Origin of the sequence: Flavobacterium sp. LHD-85 (assembly GCF_030929595.1) — a bacterium.
Classification (GTDB): Bacteria; Bacteroidota; Bacteroidia; order Flavobacteriales; family Flavobacteriaceae; genus Flavobacterium.
Genome location: NZ_JAVFVR010000017.1, coordinates 151,506 through 170,174, shown reverse-complemented (window position 1 = coordinate 170,174; position 18,669 = coordinate 151,506). Strand labels below are relative to the sequence as shown.

Genomic DNA, 18,669 nt, shown 5'->3' with positions numbered 1-18,669 from the left:
ATGCCGGCTTCTTCGAGATGCCGGCATTCTTTTTTTATGGTCTTTTGTTTCAGGTTTCAAGTTTTTTTTGTTTCAAGTTATAATGCATGCGCTTAGTTTTAACGCAAAGAGCGCAAGGATTTTTTAATTAAAAAAAGTTTTAAAGTTCGCAAAACTTTGTAAAAAACTTTGTCCCTATGACTATCTGAATTGCCTAAACTTTTGCATTCTTTCTGTTCAACCACACGCTCCAACAACTTGAAACCTGAAACTTAAAACAAATGTTTTAACTGCAAGTTTTGAACATTAACTTATATCCAACAAAGTAATAACAAGATCTTAACAGCATAAGTTTGATATATGTCGGACATTTGTACTGTAATAAACTGGTTATTTATTATTTTGGTTTTGGTTAGTTAAATAATGCCGGCGTCTTCGAGATGTCGGCATTCTTTTTTGCATTAAATTCCAATAAAAAAATTCCAAATTCCAATTTTACGAAACTGGGAATTTGGAATTTTTTTATTGGAATTTAAAAATATTGGAATTTTAGTTTTTAAGTCTTTCATGGAGTAATTTAAAATAAGAGAAAGCCTTTAATAACCTGCTTCCGTGCCAAGAGAACATCTCGCCGTCTACAAAAATAGTTTTTGCATGATGTGTAAACCTTCCGATTTCAAAAGCATCTTCTTCTTTAAAAGGGTAAGGTTCTGATGAAAGGAAAACAATATCTGGGTCGCCTTCTAAACGCATTTTCTTTAATTCGATTTCAGGATAACGCCCTTTATCTTCGTAGATATTTTTAAAATGATTCAGTTTTAGCAATTCGTTTATATAAGTATCTTTTCCAGCCACCATATATGGGTTTTTCCAAATAAAGTAAGCTGCTTTTTTTTCCTTTATATCTTTTATATAATTTTTAAAATCGCTTAAAGCAAAAGCTAATTTATTGTTCCATTTTTGAGACTCGGTTCTGCAATTAAACAACTGTCCGAAATCTGAAATCATCTGAAAATTATCTTCAATAGAAATAATATTCGTAACCCAAACAGGACAAATTGAACTTAATTGTTCTACAATCTCCAGCGTGTTTTCTTCTTTGTTGCAGATAATAATATCCGGCTCTAAAAGCTTTATTTTTTCGAAGTGAATTTTCTTTGTTCCGCCAACAATCTTCTTGGTAGATTTAAAATGAAACGGATGCACGCAGAACTTCGTTATTCCGATAATTTTTTCTTCTAAACCTAAATCATATAATAATTCAGTTTGTGAAGGAACTAGCGAAATAATACGTTTTGGAGCTGTTTCAAAAGAGTGAACAGTGCCAAGCTGATCTTTTATTTGCTTCATATTTGTTGGAGTGTGTATTTTTTAACGCAAAGTGCACAAAGTTTTTTCGCAAAGTTCGCAAAGAAATTATCTGTGATCTTGTAAAAAGTCTTTTAAGTTCTCAAAGAAGAGTTTAAATATTGCTTTACTAAGCTTTGAGAACTTAAAAAAACTTTAATTCAAAAAGATAAAACTCTGCGAACTTTGCGAAAAAACTTAGCGAACTTTGCGTTAAAACTATGTTCAAAGCTAACTTTAAACCTAAAACTTAGAATCAATAATCTCAGCCATTTCCTGCTGCACTTTTAATGCCTCTTCTCTAGCCTTTTCAGCAAAATCAGTTCCTTTTGAAGCGTAAATAATCGCTCTTGCCGAATTTACCAAAAGACCAACTTTATCATTCATTCCGTATTTGCAAACTTCAGATAAGCTTCCACCTTGAGCTCCAATTCCTGGAACTAACAAGAAACTGTCTGGAACAATTTTTCTGATTTCTGTAAAATATTCTGCTTTTGTTGCACCAACAACGTACATTAAGTTTTCGCTGTTTTTCCAAGTTTTAGAAGTTTCTAACACTTGTTTATACAATTCTTTTCCGTTTGTATTTAAAGTCTGAAAATCGAAAGCTCCTTCATTTGAAGTTAAAGCCAACATAATCGTATGCTTGTTTTCGAAAGCTAGAAAAGGCTCAACAGAATCTTTTCCCATATAAGGAGCAACGGTTACACTATCAAAATTCAAGTCTTCAAAAAAAGCTTTAGCATACATGCTAGAAGTATTCCCAATATCACCACGTTTTGCATCTGCAATTGTAAAAATCTCAGGAAAATTTTCGTTGATGTAATTAATCGTTTTTTGCAAAGACATCCATCCTTTTATTCCGTATGCTTCAAAAAAAGCTGTGTTTGGCTTGTAACCAACAGTTAGATCGTGTGTGGCATCGATAATCGCTTTATTAAATTCGAAAATAGGATCTTCAGTTTCTAATAAATGCTGCGGAATCTTCGTCAGATCTGGATCTAAACCAACGCATAAAAATGATTTTTTTTGAAGAATTTGTTCGTGTAGTTGTTGTGTTGTCATATTCTTTTTTACTTGTGCGGCAAAATTACAAATTATAATGGTTTATAAGTTATTGGTTGATGGTTAATTATTGATGGTTGACAGATACTGTTGAATGTTGCTGCTGTCAGGCTGAGCGGAGTCGAATCCCTTCAACTCTGCTCAGCCTGACATTAATCATATTTCATTTTTAATTATTTAAGTAACATTGAATTCCTATAACATCTATCAAAAATTGTGTAATAGGAAAATCGGAATCAAAAGTAACTTTGAAATAAACCATTAAAAAGACAATTATGAGCCCAAATATCGGAATTACACCAAAGAACTTAAAAAAGAGCGCTGCTATACTGGCTACGATTTTATCAAACGAAATGACTTTGTATGTAAAAACAAGAAAATTTCACTGGAATATTTCTGGAAACAGTTTTATGGAATTGCACAAATTGTTTGAAGAACAATACCGCGTTCTTGAAGCCCAAATTGATGAAGTAGCTGAACGCATTAATCAATTGGGAGAAAAAACAATTGGAACAATGAAAGAGTTTATTGACAACTCAACCTTAAAAGAATCTCCAAAAGAATATGCTTCCCAAAAAGACATGTTATCTGAACTTTTAGAAAATCACGAACAGCTGGTAACAGAATTCAGAAATTACATTCCGATTTTTGAAAATGAAACCAACGATGCTGGTTCTGCCGATTTTGTAACAGGATTACTGCAAGAATACGAAAAAATGGCTTGGATTCTGAGGAGATATCAGGTTTAATTGCGAATTGAAAATGCTAATTGGGATGAAAATTATACAACAGTAGAAAAGATAAATGTAACACGGAGCCGATTTATAATTTGCAATTTTACAATACAATAAAAAACTTAAAAGAGATATCATGAATACCACCGAGATAAAAGGAAACTGGAACGAGCTGAAAGGAAAACTAAAGCAAAAATATGCTGAGTTAACAGATGACGATTTGATGTTTGCTGAAGGAAAAGAAGACGAAATGTACGGAAAGCTTCAGCAGAAACTGGGAAAAACAAAAGAGGAATTTCATCAAATTCTGTCAGATTTGTAAATCCTTGCAACTCAATCAGGGAAATACCGTCTAGTAAAAAATATTAGGCGGTATTTTTTTGAAAATTTTATTTTAAAATCGTATTTTGACGTAATTCTGTGCCATTTAAAAGCAAAAACACCAAATAAATTAAGTATCTTTAACCAAATTCTATAAAATGAAACTATTTATAAAGTTCGACATTAATACTATTTGCTCTCTTTATTTAAAACAAAATCTGGAACAAAACAATGTAAATTTTACAACTCTAGGATTTGGCGAAATTGAGATTGAAGACAATCTTGATGCCGAAGCTCTGGAGAATTTAAAAAGCAAATTGGCTCCATGCGGTTTTGAAGTAGTTGAAAATCAAAAAAGTGTATTGGTCCAAAAAATAAAAGATGCGATTATCGAGCTTGTATTTATGGACGATAACAATAATTACAAAAGTTCTGTGTTTTTGGCTGAAAAGCTAAATCACAGTTACGGATATTTATCTAATGTTTTCTCAGAAGTAACCTATTCTTCTATAGAAAATTTTATTATTTTACAGAAAATTGAAAGAGCAAAACAGCTGATTATCATCAACGAAATGAGTCTTACTGAAATTGCTTTTTTACTTAATTATTCGAGTGTTGCGCATTTGAGTACGCAGTTTAAAAACACAACTGGAATTACTCCATCTGCTTTTCAGAGAATTATTAAGAAACGAAGAGAAAATTTAAAATAAAAACCCAAATACCACATTAAAATGCAGAAAAACGCATTACACATTTTATTGGCCGATGATGATGAAGATGACCGCCTTTTCTTTAAAGATGCTTTTGAAGAAATAAAGATACAAACAAATGTAAGTTTTGTTCATGACGGTATGCAGCTTATGGATCATTTAATGAACACAGACAATAAACTTCCAGATATTTTGTTTCTAGATTTAAACATGCCTAAGAAAACAGGTAAAGAATGTTTGATTGAAATCAAAAAAACGGATCATCTAAAAGATATAATTATTGCCATCTACTCTACTTCTTCTTCGGAAGAGGATATCGAAGATACCTTTATTCAAGGCGCCAATATTTACATCAAAAAACCAAGCGATTTCAATACATTAAAAAAAATAATTAATGAAGTCGTGACTGTAAATTGGCATTATCATACTTCTGGTTTAAACCGTGATAATTTCTTGCTGCGACTAAAATAAAAGCATTCCAATAATGAAGTGGATACCAAATTTTAATTCTTCAAACTCTTTGAGAGTTATTTTTGTAATCGCAGTTTTCATTCTGTTATTCCTTTCTTCAATTGCTTACAAACATAACCAGGACTTGAATGAATCGAGCAAACTGGTTATGCATACTTACGAAATAAACATTCAGCTCGAACGATTAATGTCGGCTATTAAAGATGCAGAAACGGGCCAGAGAGGGTATATTATCACTCGCAACGCCCGTTTTTTGACTCCGTACATATATTCTCGAGACAAGGTAAATACTTCATTTATTACCTTAAAAAAATTGACTGCCGATAATCCGAGACAGCAGGATAATCTCCAAAAACTTTTCAAACTCATTACCCAGCGTTTTGTTTCTTTTGAAAATTGTCTAAAATACAGCGATCCAAAAACATACGACAAAAGAAAACTGGACAATCATATGTTTGGCGGCCGAATTTTAATGGAAAATATCCGCTTTAAAGTGGACGAAATGAACGACATCGAAAAAGATTTCCTAAAGAAAAGGCTTAAAATTTACGATTCGGAAATCTCTTTAAGTCCGCTATTTTCTATTTCTTTATTTCTAGTGGCATTGAGTTTTATTTTATTGGGCTATCGCCAAATTAGCCGTGATTTTGAGCGTTTGAAAATATTCAATAAAAAACTTCTTATTTCTAGCGGTTTAATTTCTGAGTCTGAAAACATTGGAAAATTCAGCACTTGGCAGTGGGATCTGGATTCTGATAAAATTGATTTTTCAGACAACCAGTTTCGTTTATTAGGTCTAGAACCAAGATCGTTTGCACCAAATAAAGCTACCCTTATAAAATATGTCCATCCAGAAGACAAAGAATCTGTTGCTAAAGCAATAGATGGAATCCTAGAAAAGAAACATCTTCCGTTTGTATACTATAAAATTGTACGCCCAGATTTTGAAGTACGTTATTTTAAGACAACAGGTAAATTGGTGACGGATCAGCAAGGCAGTAAAATTTTACTTGGAATTAATTTTGACATTACAGACGAACATCTTTTGAATATTGAGCTTCAGGAACGAAATAAAGAGCTAGAAAAAAGCAACAAAGAACTGGCCTCCTTTAACCATGTGGCCAGTCACGATTTGCAAGAACCGCTTAGAAAAATACAGACTTTTATTTCGAGAGTTTCCACCGCCGATAAAGAAGTTATGTCTGAAAGCGGAAAAAATTACATCACCAAAATAGAAAGTTCCGCAAAAAGAATGCGTGTTTTAATAGACGATCTTCTTTTATTTTCAAGAACCAATACAACCAAAAAGGAATTCATTAAAACGAATCTTAACGAACTTCTAGACAATACAGAATCTGAATTGGCTGAAATTATAGAAGAAAAGAAAGCCGTAATTCAGCGCATTGGAAAACTTCCGAAGCTTTCTGTTATTCCGTATCAGATCGAACAGCTGTTTATCAATTTAATTGGAAATTCATTAAAATACAGTGAACCTAATATTGAACCACAAATTTCTATTTCGAGCGAAAAAGTAAGTTCTGCCGATTATCCAGAAATATTGGAACAGTCTATAAAAAAGTTTCATAAAATCACTTTTACAGATAACGGAATGGGTTTTGATCCTCAGTTCAAAGAAACCATTTTTATTCTTTTTCAGCGTCTACATTCCAAAACAGATTATCCAGGAACTGGAATCGGATTGGCAATCTGCAAGAAGATTGTAGAGAACCATAAAGGCCATATTATTGCCGACAGCACTTTAGGCAAAGGCTCAGTATTTACGGTGTTTCTTCCCGATTAAACTTCATTATAAAATCACATAAAAAGCGTTATATAAATCCATTATGGGAATTATATAACGTTTCTTTTTTATGCTGTAAAGCAAAATCTTTCATTCGTTGCCATCTTTGTAATGTAATACTTTAGGAAGTAATAATGAAAGCAATTCCCCCCTTAAAAGCTTCAATTTTTAAAGTTCTTTTTTCAATCCTTTTAATTCTATGCATCACTTCTTGCAGAAAAATTAATCCGATTGAAAATACTTTAAAGAATCAAGCTTTTGCAAAAAATGACCGAGAAGAAACAGAGGTTTTCTTTTTTATATCTACGGCGAATGTAAGTAAGTCTATTATTTCTAAAAGTCAGATTGCACAACAAAAAAGTTCAGATGTTATTGTTCAGGAATTAAGCAAAAGAATAGAAGTTCAAGAGAGCCAATTACTGGAAGCAATAACCAAAATGGCCACATCAAAGCTCATTGTCATTACTGAAATAAATGCCACGCACAAAAGAGACCTGTACAACCTCATTGATGCAAGCAATAATGATTTTAACAATATCTATCTAGACGCCATGACAGAAGCGATTTGTGACCAGATTGAGTTGCTCGAGACCATCTCTAGAGAAACAAACGACAAAGAAATTCTCGAACTAGTTCTTCGCTTTTTGCCACAACAATACAGACTCTTACGAGAGACTGAACGAATAAAAAAACAAAATAAATAAACGCCTATTATCTATCTATTAACTAATTTTTTTACTATGAAATTACACGCCAAATTTTTATGCGCCTTAACACTTTTTTTAACAGCATCATTCGGAATGCTGCACGCTCAGGACAATAATGTAAATACCGAATTCGGTGTAAAAGGAGGATTCAACATGTCAAATTTATATCAAAGTGAAGCTGACGATGAAAATGTTTTATACGGATTTAATGCTGGGGTTTATGCCACACTTCCTGTTTCAGACTTCATTGCCATCCAGCCAGAGCTTTTGTTTACCACAAAAGGTTCAGAATTAGAATACAACAACGCTTTTGCAAGTGGGGATGCAAAATTTAGACTTAATTATATTGAACTTCCACTTTTAGTGCGAGTTAATGTTACAAAAAACTTTAACATCCACGCTGGTGGTTACGCTTCTTATCTAGTAAGCTCTAAAATAAGCGGAAACGGTAGTTTTGATTTTGACCAAGATATTGACACAGACGATCTAAACAAATTTGACGCAGGACTTTCTGCTGGTGTTGGAGTCGATTTTAACCCAATCAGCGTAGGATTACGTTACAATTATGGTTTAACAACTGTGGGAAAAGAAAGAACCGTTGCAGGAACTACCTACACGTTTCCAGATGCCAAAAACAGCAACCTGACATTATATCTTTCTTATAAGTTAAACTAAACGAGAAATTGATTATTAACTACTAAAATAAAAACCATGTCAAATTTATTATATACCATCGCAGTGATTCTGGTAATACTTTGGGCTTTAGGGTTCTTTGTTTACAGTTTCGGAAGCATTATCCATATTCTGTTGGTAATTGCCATTATTGCCGTACTGCTTCGCCTTATTAAAGGTCGCGAAGTTTAAAAATCACAATTTATTAAATCAACAAATTATTAAATATTAATCCATTAAAATTATTTATTATGAAAACTAGTAGCACAATTTTAGGAATTTTAGGAGCCGCAGCGGCGGGAGCATTCATAGGTGTTTTATTTGCACCAGACAAAGGATCAAACACAAGAAAAAAAATCAAAGATAAATCAAGAGATTATGGTGATAATCTAAAAACAAAATTTGATGGCATTGTAAACACGATTACTTCAAACGGTAAAGAAATTATCGAAGAAGGAAAATCTAAACTTAACCAAGTTAAAGAAGATTACAACACGCTAAAAGACGATGTTAAAACAGTAAAATCAAACTATTAATAGCAAACATTAATTAGTGAAATTTTCAAACCATAAAACCTTATATCATGGAACCAAATGCAACAACAAACGAGAATTTAAATCTTTATGAGAAAGCAGAAAACTATGCTAAAACAAGTTTAGAATTACTTAAACTAAAAACAGTATGTTCTGTTGCCGATGGTGCTTCATCATTAGCTTCAAAGATAGCGATTGGTATTGTTGTTGCATTTTTTACTTTGTTTCTGAATATCGGGATAAGTTTATGGATTGGTAAAGAACTTGGAGAGTATTACTACGGCTTTTTTATCATGGCACTATTCTATCTTATTCTAGTGATAGTTGTGGTAAAATCACATCATAAATTGATAAAAACACCAATTGGAAACACCATCATCTCCAGTATTCTAAAAGAAACAAAAAACTGATTTAATTTATTAATAAAACTAAAAGACTATGGAAGCCATTTACAATATTGATCAGTTAAATCAAAAAATTGAGGAATTAGAAATTCGCCAAGATAAAGAATGGTGCGATATAAAAGATGAAATCGAAGAGATTAAGAACAATTTAAAACCCATTAACCTTATTCGAAACACGGTTGAAGAAATCAACGAAACTGTTGGCTTTAAAAGCCATATCGCTCAATCGGCAATCAGTATCGGAATTGGCTATTTGGCCAAAAGATTTATTGTCGGAAAAGGCGATTCGATGTTCAAAGGGGTTCTTGGTTCTCTTGTTCAGCTTATTGTAACCAATCTGGTTTCGAAACCTCATCATGAATCTTCTGAAGAAGAATCATCACAATACGAACCGTCTAGAGAGTAATTTGTCTAACTTAATTTAATTATTATGGAAAAGCTTAGCGAAATAGTAATAAAAAATGGTGTATACGTTTACTCGAATCTATATAAATGTTTTGAATATACGAGAGTATTTTTAGGGATATAACCTTTTTTTAAGGTACAAAGTTACAAAGGTTCAGAGGTGCAAAGTTTAAAAACTTCGTGTCTCTGAACCTTTTTTTTAGCCTTTGTCTCTTTTATCCCAATACTTTGCGTTCCAGCGGTTGAAACTACTGTCTATGTTTTTTGGCACAAAAAAAGCCGAACAAATGTTCGGCTTAAATATATTGAGTTCAAAGAGAAAAAACCTCTGAACCTTTGCATCTCTGTCACTTTGAACCTGTGTACGATTAGTACACCTCAGAAGCTTCCTTCAATTTCTCCATATTATTAACCAACTGAAGCTCAGAAACGATTTTCTGAATATCACCATTCATGATGTTTCCTAAATCGTAAAGCGTTAAACCAATACGGTGATCGGTTACACGACCTTGTGCGTAGTTGTACGTACGGATTTTAGCCGAACGGTCTCCAGAACTTACCTGAGAACTACGTTTTTTAGCATCTTCCTCCTGCTTTTTGGCCAATTCCATTTCGTACAAACGAGAACGTAATACCATCAAAGCTTTATCTTTATTTTTGTGCTGCGATTTCTCATCCTGACATTGCGCCACCAAACCTGTTGGAATGTGCGTTAAACGTACAGCCGATTTCGTAGTATTTACCGATTGTCCTCCAGGTCCAGACGAACAGAAGAAATCTACACGAACATCGTTCATATCTACCTGAACATCAAACTCCTCTGCTTCTGGCAAAACCATAACCGTTGCAGCCGATGTATGCACACGCCCTTGAGTTTCTGTCTGCGGAACACGCTGTACACGGTGAACACCCGCTTCAAACTTCAGAGTTCCGTATACATCTTCTCCAGTAACCTCAAAAATAACCTCTTTGAAACCTCCTGAAGTACCCTCGTTCATATCTACAACAGATGATCTCCATCCCATAGATTCGCAATATTTCGTGTACATTCTAAACAAGTCACCTGCAAAAATACTCGCTTCGTCCCCACCCGTTCCGGCGCGGATCTCCACCATAACGTTTTTCGCATCTTCAGGATCTTTAGGAATAAGCATAAATTTGATTTCCTCCTCCAATTCTGGCAGACGTTCTTTTGCTTCATCCAATTGCATTTTGGCCATTTCCACCATTTCAGCATCACTTCCGTCAGCAATAATTTCGTTTGCTTCGTCGATATTTGCCAAAATTATGATGTACTCTTCTCTCTTTTCAACAAGCGCTTTTATCCCTTTATATTCTTGGTTAAGCTGCTTATAACGTTTTTGATCAGAAATAACATCCGGCTGAATAATCAAATCCGAAATCTCATCGAAACGCTGCTTTACATATTGAAGTCTATCTAACATTTTCTAATTCCTTTTATTGGACGGCAAAATTACAAAATTTTTATCGAAAATTCTAGTGTTCATTTTTTGCGGAATTTAAGTTGAATATTTAGTGGAATTACGATTGTTTTTAGGAGCTATTTCCTGCTATCCGCTATATCTTTTTAGGCAGAATATTTGCGGTTTAATAAGCTCTTTTTCGTTTGCCTAAAAAGGATGCCGCTTCTATCAGGGCTAGGGCTTTGGTTTTCATAATTATGTTTACGGTTTTCCGTAATGCATTTAGATTTTATGTTCTTAGTTTTGAAAACCAAACTAACTAATAATCATAAACTCTACAATGAAAAAACTGTTTACTATGTTCCTGCTGCTCCTTGCAGTAACACAAATTTATTCTCAAAAAAAAAATTCTGAAACCCGCCAATTTATTGATAATGCAGAAATCACTCAAATAAATAAAGATTGGAACGTAAAAGCTGAATTTAGATCTGGACTTGGAGAAGTATTGTCTTTCTTTCCTGTTGAAGCAATTGATTTGAAATCAAACAATAAAATAAAAGCATTGCAAATGGATATGACGGTTATATACCAAATTGCAGGGAGAAATTTTAACTATTTCAAATCTTCATGGATTGACTTAGATGAAATTGATGAATTTGTATTATTTATAGAACAATATGTTATTCCTAATCTTAAAGACAAAACAGAAAAAAAACAATCTACTACATATATTTTCAATTCAAGAGAAATAACGTTTAGTTTTAATATCGAAAAAACTTCTAGAAGAGTCTCAATTTATCTTAAAGACAATGGTATTACAGATAATGAGCATTATTTCTGGACAGAAACACAAGTAGGGAAAATTCCTGAGTTGCTTACGATGTTGAAGGAGATTAAATGAGTTTTTAAATAACTAAAAAATGGATCTTGTTCGTTATCATAAAAAATTAGGTGTTTTCACTTACAGAAAAACTTAAATTAAATGCGATGTTTGTTTCTTATATTATAACAAATACTAAAGACACTAATGAATCATAAAATTATTGCATGGGTATCCTTTTCATTATCAACAATTATAATACTTATATTATTTGGACGAACATTTTGTGATGACTATACTTTTTGGAGTCCAATGCCAATTCAATATGACATTACAGGTCAAATTGGAGATTTTATTGGCGGTGTTATTGGCACTTTAATTTCTGCAGTAGGTTTTTATTATTTATATTTAACATTTACAGAACAAAAATCTGCATTTGAGAGAGAAAGGTTAGAAAGTAATTTTTTTGACCTTATTAAACTACATCGGGAAAACGTTTCAGAATTAGAATTTGATGGGAAAAAATTAGTTGAAAATGACGATTCATTGCATATTGGGAGTTCAAAATTTACTGGAAAATCTGTTTTTAAAGTTTTTTTCAATCAACTGATTATATGTAAAACAGAATTAAAACATATATTTAGAAGTCCCCAAATATATGAACGCGAGTATGAGCAAAAAATGTTGGCACATCCTTATGTTAAGAAAAACAATATAGATATTTACCAACTTGCAAAGATTGATATATGTTATAATATTGTTTTTTACGGCTTGAGTGCAGAAGGTGTATTAATTTTAAAGCATATGTTTAAAGGTAAATATCGAGACGCTATTATAGATTTTGCAATACAATATCTTAGACTAAAACCCGCATATGATGAAGATATTTTTAAAAAGTGGTCAATGATTCCTCACAATAGTACAAAAGCTAGAAGAAGACAAGCTGTACAAGAGATTTACAATTGGAGAGAAAAGAGAATTTTAGATGGTAATTTTTCTGAAATTGCAGAAAATTATCATAATAAATTTATAAAATATTATGGAGGACATCAGTTTCGTTTTGGACATTATTTTAGACATTTATTTCAAACAGTTAAATTTATTAATAATCAAAAAAATATCTCTTACAAAATCAAATATGACTACATTAAAACACTTCGGGCTCAATTGTCTACTTATGAGCAAGCGATATTGTTTTTTAATAGTTTGTCTTCATTAGGACGTGCTTGGGAAATTGATCCTGAAATTGATTCAGTATCAAAATTTACATCTTATGACTTTGAATTGATAACAAAATACAATTTAATAAAAAATATATCTGGTGAATTTTTATATGGTTTAAGTTTTAAAGATTATTTTCCCCTAGTTGAATATGAAAATGACATTGTGAAAAAAAATCGCCCTAATTATCATTAACAGTCAATCTTCGTAAATTTATTACATAAAGAAGTATTAGCTAACTTGCTCAAACATTGTGTTAGTATAATGTATTAAATAAAAATTAACATCTCGAAATTGAAAATTAATAACTAATTAATCAAATATTATGGGAAGAATTGGAGTAACAGAATTTCTTGTAGTTGGAATTCCATTTATAGTAATTTATTTTTTACCATCAATTATTGCATTAAGTCGTAAAAAAAATAATGGTGCTGCAATAATAATGCTAAATTTCTTTTTAGGATGGACATTCATTGGTTGGATCGCTTCATTAGTTTGGGCTTGCACAACGGATCGTGAAACTCAAACAATTGTCGTAAACAATACTCCCTTTCCTAAAGAAGAAAACCCATCTACACAACAAAAGAATGATTTTGATGAAAAATTAAATAGTTTACAAAAACTAAAAGCTTTATTAGACTCTGGTGTCTTATCTCAAGAGGAGTTTGAACAACAAAAATCAAAATTATTGCAGTCATAATATCAGCTCCCCCCGCTCTTCTAAGTGGTATTATAAGTGCTACGCAAATGTCTCTGACTTTGCGTTTTTTTGTTTCTTATAAATCCGAAAGCCACTTGCTGGCGCGAGCGTCCCGCTCGTGCCTATTACTACGTTCACGAGCGGGATGCTCGCTCTAGCTAGAAGAAACCTTGATTGTTTTAGAGAATAATTTTATTTTACAAAAATCATGTAGTTTTTTAATTATTTTTAAGCCTTATTAAACCATAGTCCGAGATATTAATAAAACACTATTTATGAATAAAATCTACTCGTTACTTTTTCTACTATTTATTTTTTTTGTAAGCTGTAAACAGAGCGAAGAAAGCAAAATAAAAGAAACCTGCACAACTTATATAGAGGGCAGAATAGCTTTTGAAAATGGCGACACTTTAAAGATAAAACCGGTTCTCGGAGATACTCTTTACAGACAAATGCTTCTAAACCGTCAATATTCAAGACTTCTTGAATCTGATCTTGCAATAGGTCCAGAGTTAATAACTATAACGCCAAAAACTGTTGAAATTAAAGGAAATAAGGCAACTTGTATTATGAACAGTCCGATACCTTTCCAACTAAACTTACTGAGAAGTAATGACCAATGGAAAATTGTGGGAGAAAATAATATATTTCCAAATGCTTATACCATTCCTGCACTAGAGAAAAAAATAAGTGATTACAAAGTGTATTTAAAAGGAAAACCTGCTCGTGATCCTGTTTTTCAAATCACCAATCTTTTCTTTAATGATGTGAATAACTATTGTAAAAACAACGATTTAAATGCATTAAAAAACAATTGTGACGATGCTACAGCAAATTTTGTGAAACGTCTTTATGAGTATGCAAAAAAAAGATCTGGCACCAATGTAATTAATGAAGAAATCAACAATCCGTATGCGGCGAGTGGAGCTATTTCTTTTAAAGGAGATTTGGCTTATTATATGTTTTATCAGGAAAGTTCCTCAGTACTTCTTAAGAAAATTGGAGACACTTATAAAGTGATTGGTTTTAACGGAATCAAATCTGCTTCGATAAGCAACCAAATGATGGAAGATCAATATGTCGCATTGCTTAGAGCGGTAAGATTGGTGAAACCGGAACAATATCGAAACAAAAATATTAAATAACGAAAGACCGATAGCCCCCCCGCTCTTCTAAGTGTTATTAATAAGTGCTACGCAAATGCCCCTGCTCAACGAAGTCTTCAACTGAAACGCTACGCAAATGTCTCTGACTTTGCGTTTTTTTTTGTTTCTTATAAACTATAAAGCCACTCAAAAGTCTCCCGATTTTTTACGAATCGTTCTAAAATGATTATTTTTATAAGTACGAATGATGTAAAGTCTGAGACTTTGAGACCTTTCGGTTTTCAAATTAACGATAGCAAAAAAGGCGCAAAGTCAGAGACATTTGCGCAGCACGGTTTCCATGATTTTTAGTTGTTTTTCTTTGAAACGAAATTAGAAAGAATAGATTATTTTTACGTGATCGTAAACAATCGAGTGTATACAACCGATTTGTGAACACAAACAAAACAATCAAAACTCATAAAATTAAATGGCAGAAACAATAACAATTAAAAATAAACCAAACTGGTTCATTGCAATCTTTCTTCCTTTTGGTCTTTTAATTTTGATTCTTATAATGTTTGTTATTCTTCCTATTGTGTCAGCTGAAAACACTTATCTCCTTTCAATTTTACATTACATTATATTATTAATTCCTTTTTTAGGGTTCTTTATTTTATTCCTTAATATTTGGCTGTGGAATACTTTTGGAAAAGTCATTTTAGAAATCTCATCAGAAAAAATAAAAGTCATCAATAAAAATCGTCTTTTTAATAAGTCCAAAGAATATCAAGTTTTTGAAATTGAAAAAATCAGTATTTTAGATCTGGCAATTGAAAGAACTAAATATAATATGCGCTTAAACTGTTTATTTTCAAAATCACATTATTCGATCGTTATTCAAAAAAGTTCTAAGACAAAAAGAATTATAGATTGGTTAACTTTTGAAAATGCAAATAATATCCTTGAAAAAATTAATGAAATTATGAAAGAAAAGATACGTTTATCAAAATCGTGATTACAACGCTTTGTGCTTACAATATGGAAACTCTTTGCGGAGCTACTTACGAAGATTTCTCCCCGCTCCACGAAGTCTTCAACTGAAACGCTACGCAAATGTCTCTGACTTTGCGTTTTTTTTGTTTTGCTTCTTATAAATCCAAAAACCAATCAAAAGTCTCCCGCCTTTTTACTAATCGCTCTAAAATCATTATTTTTATAAGCACGAATGATATAAAGTCAGAGACTTTGATACGTTTCTGTTTTCAAATTAACGATAGCGAAAATGGCGCAAAGTCAGTCCCGAAAGCTTTCGGGATTGCGCAGCACGGATTACACGACAGACAATAAAAAACCAGCTACAAAAAAAATGAATAAAATTGTATTTAGATTTTGGGTAATTAATTTTCTAATAAGCATTTCATTGTTTTTTATTTATAGAATTGTGATTTCAGAAACAAAGATGATTGATGGAAATTTCTTTGAAAAATTTATACAGATTTTAGAACTCATATTAAATATAGGTTTTTCTACTATATATTTTATTGCTATGATTATCTCTTCTTTTGCAATTTTTCTAAATCTGATAGCAAAAATTAGGAATAATTTCTATTGGTCACTTTTAGCATTTTTAGGAATACCTTTATTTTGTGTCCTTTTTATCGTTATTAAACTATTGATCGACATACACTTACACAATTTAACTATTTTGACAAAGCTTGCCATTTTTTCAATAATTTATCTACTTCTTACGACAATAGAGTTTTTATTATTCAGAAAAAGAATCAACAAACTAAAAACTGAATAAACAAGATTATCTTGCCTAACCGTGCTACGGCTCCCGTTGCTAGCGCGAGTGTCTCGCTTGTTTCAACGTTGCGTTCGCGAGCGAGACGCTCGCACTAGTTTTGGTCCGAAATAATCAAGTATAATACAAATTATCAAATACAAAAGCTGCAACAAATCATGTAGCTTTTTTTTTATATTTACAGAAAAATAAGCCAATCTTTACAGCTACAGTTTCTAAACTAATTATCCGTAACTCAATAAAATTAAATGAAACTACTTTCTATTTTGTTTTTTATTCTTCTTTTCAACTTTTCGTATTCTCAAAACATTGACTTTAAAACTGAAAAAGAAATTATCAAACAAACGCTTAGTCAATATTTAGACACTAATCCAAATTCAATTGCTAGTTTTTTTAAAGGGGGAAAAGGCTACAAATTTGCCTCTTTTGGGCTCGAAACGGGAATTGCAATGGAGGAAGATTCTCTAAAAAGAGAAGATCTCAAAAAAGATTTAAATCATTTGAATTACTACTCTGATTCTATCTCAGATGTTTTAAAAACAAAAAAAATTAATGTGTTTATTAGTGATACTTTATTTGCTTATAAATACATTCCCGCCACTAACAACCTGAAGAACGAAAATGATTGGAAACAAAACTACCAATATTTACTTTCTGATTTTAAATACAATGAATTGGCGCGAATGGATACGATCATTGGTGAAGAATATATCGATTTAATTAAAAGGCAAGTGCATTATAAAGGTGAAAACAAAACATTTGCAAGAGGTGAGTTAGACCATTCTTATTATAAATATGAAAAAGAAGATCTCACTTCTAAAGATGAATTCAGTATTCGAGGTTCGAAAATATATCGATTGGTTTTAAATAAAAATAATACAAAGGGGTGCTTTTTATTTTCTTTCTACTGCAATCAAAATAAGATTTGCAGAAGTTTTATTTTCATCAAAAAAGAAAATAACAAATGGGTCTATGTAGATGAATATCCATCATGGATTGTAGATGAATCTTAATCTTTCTCAAATACTTCCAAACTTTTGGGTGCAGTTCATAATTCTTCGGCTCTTTCTTTATTTTGTATTTCCATGTTTTTCTGTTTTTTATTTCAAAACGAAATTAGAAATACCAGATTATTTTTAAGTGATTGTAAACAATCGAGTGTATACAACCGATTTTTAAAATCAAAAAATGCATGAAATATTTTATATTTGATAAAAACTAAACCTATCCAAAATGAATAAGCTGATCAAACTAAATCTTGTTGGAGTGATTTTATTTCTTACTTCTTGTACTTCAATGTCTCCACTTCAAGTACATAATACACTACCTACTTTAACAAAATCAAAATATATTACACAATCGGAAATAGAAACAAGTAATTGTAAAGCTTTAACAAAAAATAGAAGTTACGTCGCTCCTATTGGAATGACACCAAAAAACGATTTGACAAATGCTGCCAAAGGAATAGATGAATGGGTTAAAATTGATGGAGGAAATGCCTACGTTTTAAGAAATTTTAATTGGGTTAATATTGACCAAGATACAAGTCAACTTCATGTTGATTTTGATACTTTGTTGTGTGAGTAAATTTTTGAATTAATAATATGGAAGAGAGATTTTGTTGGCGCTGTAATGTAAATGTTGTAATGCTAAATGACGAGGAGTTTGCATTATGTCAAGAAGCATTTATTCATGGAAAAAAAATCGTTGAAAAAGAACTGGAAAAAAGAAATATTAAAGATTTTGTTTGGTTGGACAAAATTGAAACTTTTGAGAAATATCGCTATTTACTTGAAATGTACCGTATGTTAACTGGAGAATATGAATCAAATCCATTAGCTATTTTACATCACCAAAGTAGTCAATTTGGAAAAGATTGTCCAAATTGTAAAAAACCTTTTAGAACATCACGAGCAATATATTGTGCTCGTTGTGGTTATGGATCGGGAAATTTGACAAAAATCTAAATAACAGATACAAACAAGAAGTAAATCACAAAAAAGAAGTTAATGAAAATCTCTAAAATTATATTAGGAACTATTATTCCCATAGCAATTACGACGCTAATTGTTATTGGATGTCTTTTCATTAATCAAATCTTCTTTACTGAACCAAATATAGCTTGCGAAACTTATCAGCTGAGTAATACAACTTACTTAACATATGCCTTAATAATAATCGCTTTTACTAGTTTTTACCAAATTGCTATTGGCAATTTTATTCTTAAGCAAGATAAAAATAGTTTCATTCTAGGTTTGTTAAACAGTCTTACTTATGCCCTATTTTATATTGGAATTTTAATCCTAATAAATTTATTTCAAAGAAAAACAGAATGGGATTTCTTTCTTATTTTCTTTTTATTATTTTTTATTCTGGGCTTATTGTTTACTGTATCAATTAAATTGTGGCGAAAAATTGTATTGTAAAAAGACATAAAAAGTAAGCTAAATCTCGATATTTAAA

The 18,669-nt window shown here is 31.6% G+C and carries 24 protein-coding genes; 21 read left to right on the top strand and 3 right to left on the bottom strand.

The window, feature by feature from the left end:
• Nucleotides 1-528: 528 nt before the first annotated feature.
• Both RB618_RS21810 and pyrF read right to left on the bottom strand, forming a co-directional pair.
• A complete protein-coding gene (locus RB618_RS21810; RefSeq protein ID WP_308070739.1) occupies nucleotides 529-1,329 on the bottom strand; it encodes a helical backbone metal receptor in 801 nt (266 codons plus the stop codon).
• A gap of 240 nt (nucleotides 1,330-1,569) precedes the next feature.
• Nucleotides 1,570-2,391 carry an orotidine-5'-phosphate decarboxylase gene (pyrF, locus tag RB618_RS21805; protein WP_308070738.1) on the bottom strand — a complete coding sequence of 274 codons (822 nt, stop codon included), beginning with the start codon at nucleotides 2,389-2,391 and terminating at the stop codon, nucleotides 1,570-1,572.
• 275 nt (nucleotides 2,392-2,666) lie between these two features.
• Here pyrF and RB618_RS21800 point away from each other — a divergent pair, with 275 nt between their 5' ends.
• The 11 genes from RB618_RS21800 (at nucleotide 2,667) to RB618_RS21750 (ending at nucleotide 9,150) form a co-directional block, all read left to right on the top strand.
• Nucleotides 2,667-3,140 carry a DNA starvation/stationary phase protection protein gene (locus RB618_RS21800; RefSeq protein ID WP_308070737.1) on the top strand — a complete coding sequence of 158 codons (474 nt, stop codon included), beginning with the start codon at nucleotides 2,667-2,669 and terminating at the stop codon, nucleotides 3,138-3,140.
• Between the two features lie 121 nt (nucleotides 3,141-3,261).
• Nucleotides 3,262-3,447 carry a CsbD family protein gene (locus tag RB618_RS21795; RefSeq protein ID WP_071636919.1) on the top strand — a complete coding sequence of 62 codons (186 nt, stop codon included), beginning with the start codon at nucleotides 3,262-3,264 and terminating at the stop codon, nucleotides 3,445-3,447.
• A 157-nt stretch (nucleotides 3,448-3,604) separates the two neighbouring features.
• The gene (locus tag RB618_RS21790) at nucleotides 3,605-4,156 is read left to right on the top strand and encodes an AraC family transcriptional regulator (protein ID WP_111365181.1); all 552 of its coding nucleotides are present in this window, start codon (nucleotides 3,605-3,607) and stop codon (nucleotides 4,154-4,156) included.
• 21 nt (nucleotides 4,157-4,177) lie between these two features.
• Nucleotides 4,178-4,627: a response regulator gene (locus RB618_RS21785; protein ID WP_111375939.1), complete on the top strand. Its 450-nt coding sequence runs from the start codon at nucleotides 4,178-4,180 to the stop codon at nucleotides 4,625-4,627.
• Between the two features lie 13 nt (nucleotides 4,628-4,640).
• Nucleotides 4,641-6,428 carry a CHASE3 domain-containing protein gene (locus tag RB618_RS21780; protein ID WP_308070736.1) on the top strand — a complete coding sequence of 596 codons (1,788 nt, stop codon included), beginning with the start codon at nucleotides 4,641-4,643 and terminating at the stop codon, nucleotides 6,426-6,428.
• Nucleotides 6,429-6,562: 134 nt separating this feature from the next.
• Nucleotides 6,563-7,132: a DUF4142 domain-containing protein gene (locus tag RB618_RS21775; protein WP_308070735.1), complete on the top strand. Its 570-nt coding sequence runs from the start codon at nucleotides 6,563-6,565 to the stop codon at nucleotides 7,130-7,132.
• 36 nt (nucleotides 7,133-7,168) lie between these two features.
• Nucleotides 7,169-7,810, top strand: a complete 642-nt coding sequence (locus RB618_RS21770) for a porin family protein (RefSeq protein ID WP_308070734.1) — start codon at nucleotides 7,169-7,171, stop codon at nucleotides 7,808-7,810.
• 36 nt (nucleotides 7,811-7,846) lie between these two features.
• A complete protein-coding gene (locus tag RB618_RS21765; RefSeq protein ID WP_111365189.1) occupies nucleotides 7,847-7,999 on the top strand; it encodes a lmo0937 family membrane protein in 153 nt (50 codons plus the stop codon).
• Between the two features lie 59 nt (nucleotides 8,000-8,058).
• Nucleotides 8,059-8,343 carry a YtxH domain-containing protein gene (locus RB618_RS21760; RefSeq protein WP_308070733.1) on the top strand — a complete coding sequence of 95 codons (285 nt, stop codon included), beginning with the start codon at nucleotides 8,059-8,061 and terminating at the stop codon, nucleotides 8,341-8,343.
• 47 nt (nucleotides 8,344-8,390) lie between these two features.
• Nucleotides 8,391-8,750, top strand: coding sequence for a hypothetical protein (locus RB618_RS21755; RefSeq protein ID WP_008462338.1), 360 nt, complete (start codon nucleotides 8,391-8,393; stop codon nucleotides 8,748-8,750).
• Nucleotides 8,751-8,778: 28 nt separating this feature from the next.
• The gene (locus RB618_RS21750; protein WP_308070732.1) at nucleotides 8,779-9,150 is read left to right on the top strand and encodes a hypothetical protein; all 372 of its coding nucleotides are present in this window, start codon (nucleotides 8,779-8,781) and stop codon (nucleotides 9,148-9,150) included.
• 367 nt (nucleotides 9,151-9,517) lie between these two features.
• Here the strand turns inward: RB618_RS21750 and prfA are convergent, their stop codons facing one another.
• Entirely contained in the window at nucleotides 9,518-10,594 is a 1,077-nt protein-coding gene (gene prfA / locus RB618_RS21745; protein WP_111365195.1) for a peptide chain release factor 1, read from the bottom strand.
• Between the two features lie 319 nt (nucleotides 10,595-10,913).
• Here prfA and RB618_RS21740 point away from each other — a divergent pair, with 319 nt between their 5' ends.
• The 10 genes from RB618_RS21740 (at nucleotide 10,914) to RB618_RS21695 (ending at nucleotide 18,632) form a co-directional block, all read left to right on the top strand.
• Nucleotides 10,914-11,474, top strand: a complete 561-nt coding sequence (locus tag RB618_RS21740; RefSeq protein ID WP_308070731.1) for a hypothetical protein — start codon at nucleotides 10,914-10,916, stop codon at nucleotides 11,472-11,474.
• A gap of 126 nt (nucleotides 11,475-11,600) precedes the next feature.
• Nucleotides 11,601-12,809: a putative phage abortive infection protein gene (locus tag RB618_RS21735; RefSeq protein ID WP_308070729.1), complete on the top strand. Its 1,209-nt coding sequence runs from the start codon at nucleotides 11,601-11,603 to the stop codon at nucleotides 12,807-12,809.
• A gap of 130 nt (nucleotides 12,810-12,939) precedes the next feature.
• On the top strand, nucleotides 12,940-13,314 hold the full coding sequence (locus RB618_RS21730) for a superinfection immunity protein (RefSeq protein ID WP_308070728.1): 375 nt from the start codon (nucleotides 12,940-12,942) through the stop codon (nucleotides 13,312-13,314).
• 275 nt (nucleotides 13,315-13,589) lie between these two features.
• The gene (locus RB618_RS21725; RefSeq protein ID WP_308070727.1) at nucleotides 13,590-14,459 is read left to right on the top strand and encodes a hypothetical protein; all 870 of its coding nucleotides are present in this window, start codon (nucleotides 13,590-13,592) and stop codon (nucleotides 14,457-14,459) included.
• A gap of 430 nt (nucleotides 14,460-14,889) precedes the next feature.
• On the top strand, nucleotides 14,890-15,417 hold the full coding sequence (locus tag RB618_RS21720) for a hypothetical protein (protein WP_308070726.1): 528 nt from the start codon (nucleotides 14,890-14,892) through the stop codon (nucleotides 15,415-15,417).
• 267 nt (nucleotides 15,418-15,684) lie between these two features.
• A complete protein-coding gene (locus RB618_RS21715) occupies nucleotides 15,685-16,206 on the top strand; it encodes a hypothetical protein (RefSeq protein WP_308070725.1) in 522 nt (173 codons plus the stop codon).
• A 248-nt stretch (nucleotides 16,207-16,454) separates the two neighbouring features.
• Nucleotides 16,455-17,219, top strand: a complete 765-nt coding sequence (locus RB618_RS21710; protein WP_308070724.1) for a hypothetical protein — start codon at nucleotides 16,455-16,457, stop codon at nucleotides 17,217-17,219.
• A gap of 220 nt (nucleotides 17,220-17,439) precedes the next feature.
• On the top strand, nucleotides 17,440-17,793 hold the full coding sequence (locus RB618_RS21705) for a hypothetical protein (RefSeq protein WP_308070723.1): 354 nt from the start codon (nucleotides 17,440-17,442) through the stop codon (nucleotides 17,791-17,793).
• A gap of 17 nt (nucleotides 17,794-17,810) precedes the next feature.
• A complete protein-coding gene (locus RB618_RS21700; protein WP_308070722.1) occupies nucleotides 17,811-18,173 on the top strand; it encodes a hypothetical protein in 363 nt (120 codons plus the stop codon).
• A 42-nt stretch (nucleotides 18,174-18,215) separates the two neighbouring features.
• Nucleotides 18,216-18,632, top strand: a complete 417-nt coding sequence (locus RB618_RS21695; RefSeq protein WP_308070721.1) for a hypothetical protein — start codon at nucleotides 18,216-18,218, stop codon at nucleotides 18,630-18,632.
• Nucleotides 18,633-18,669: the final 37 nt, after the last annotated feature.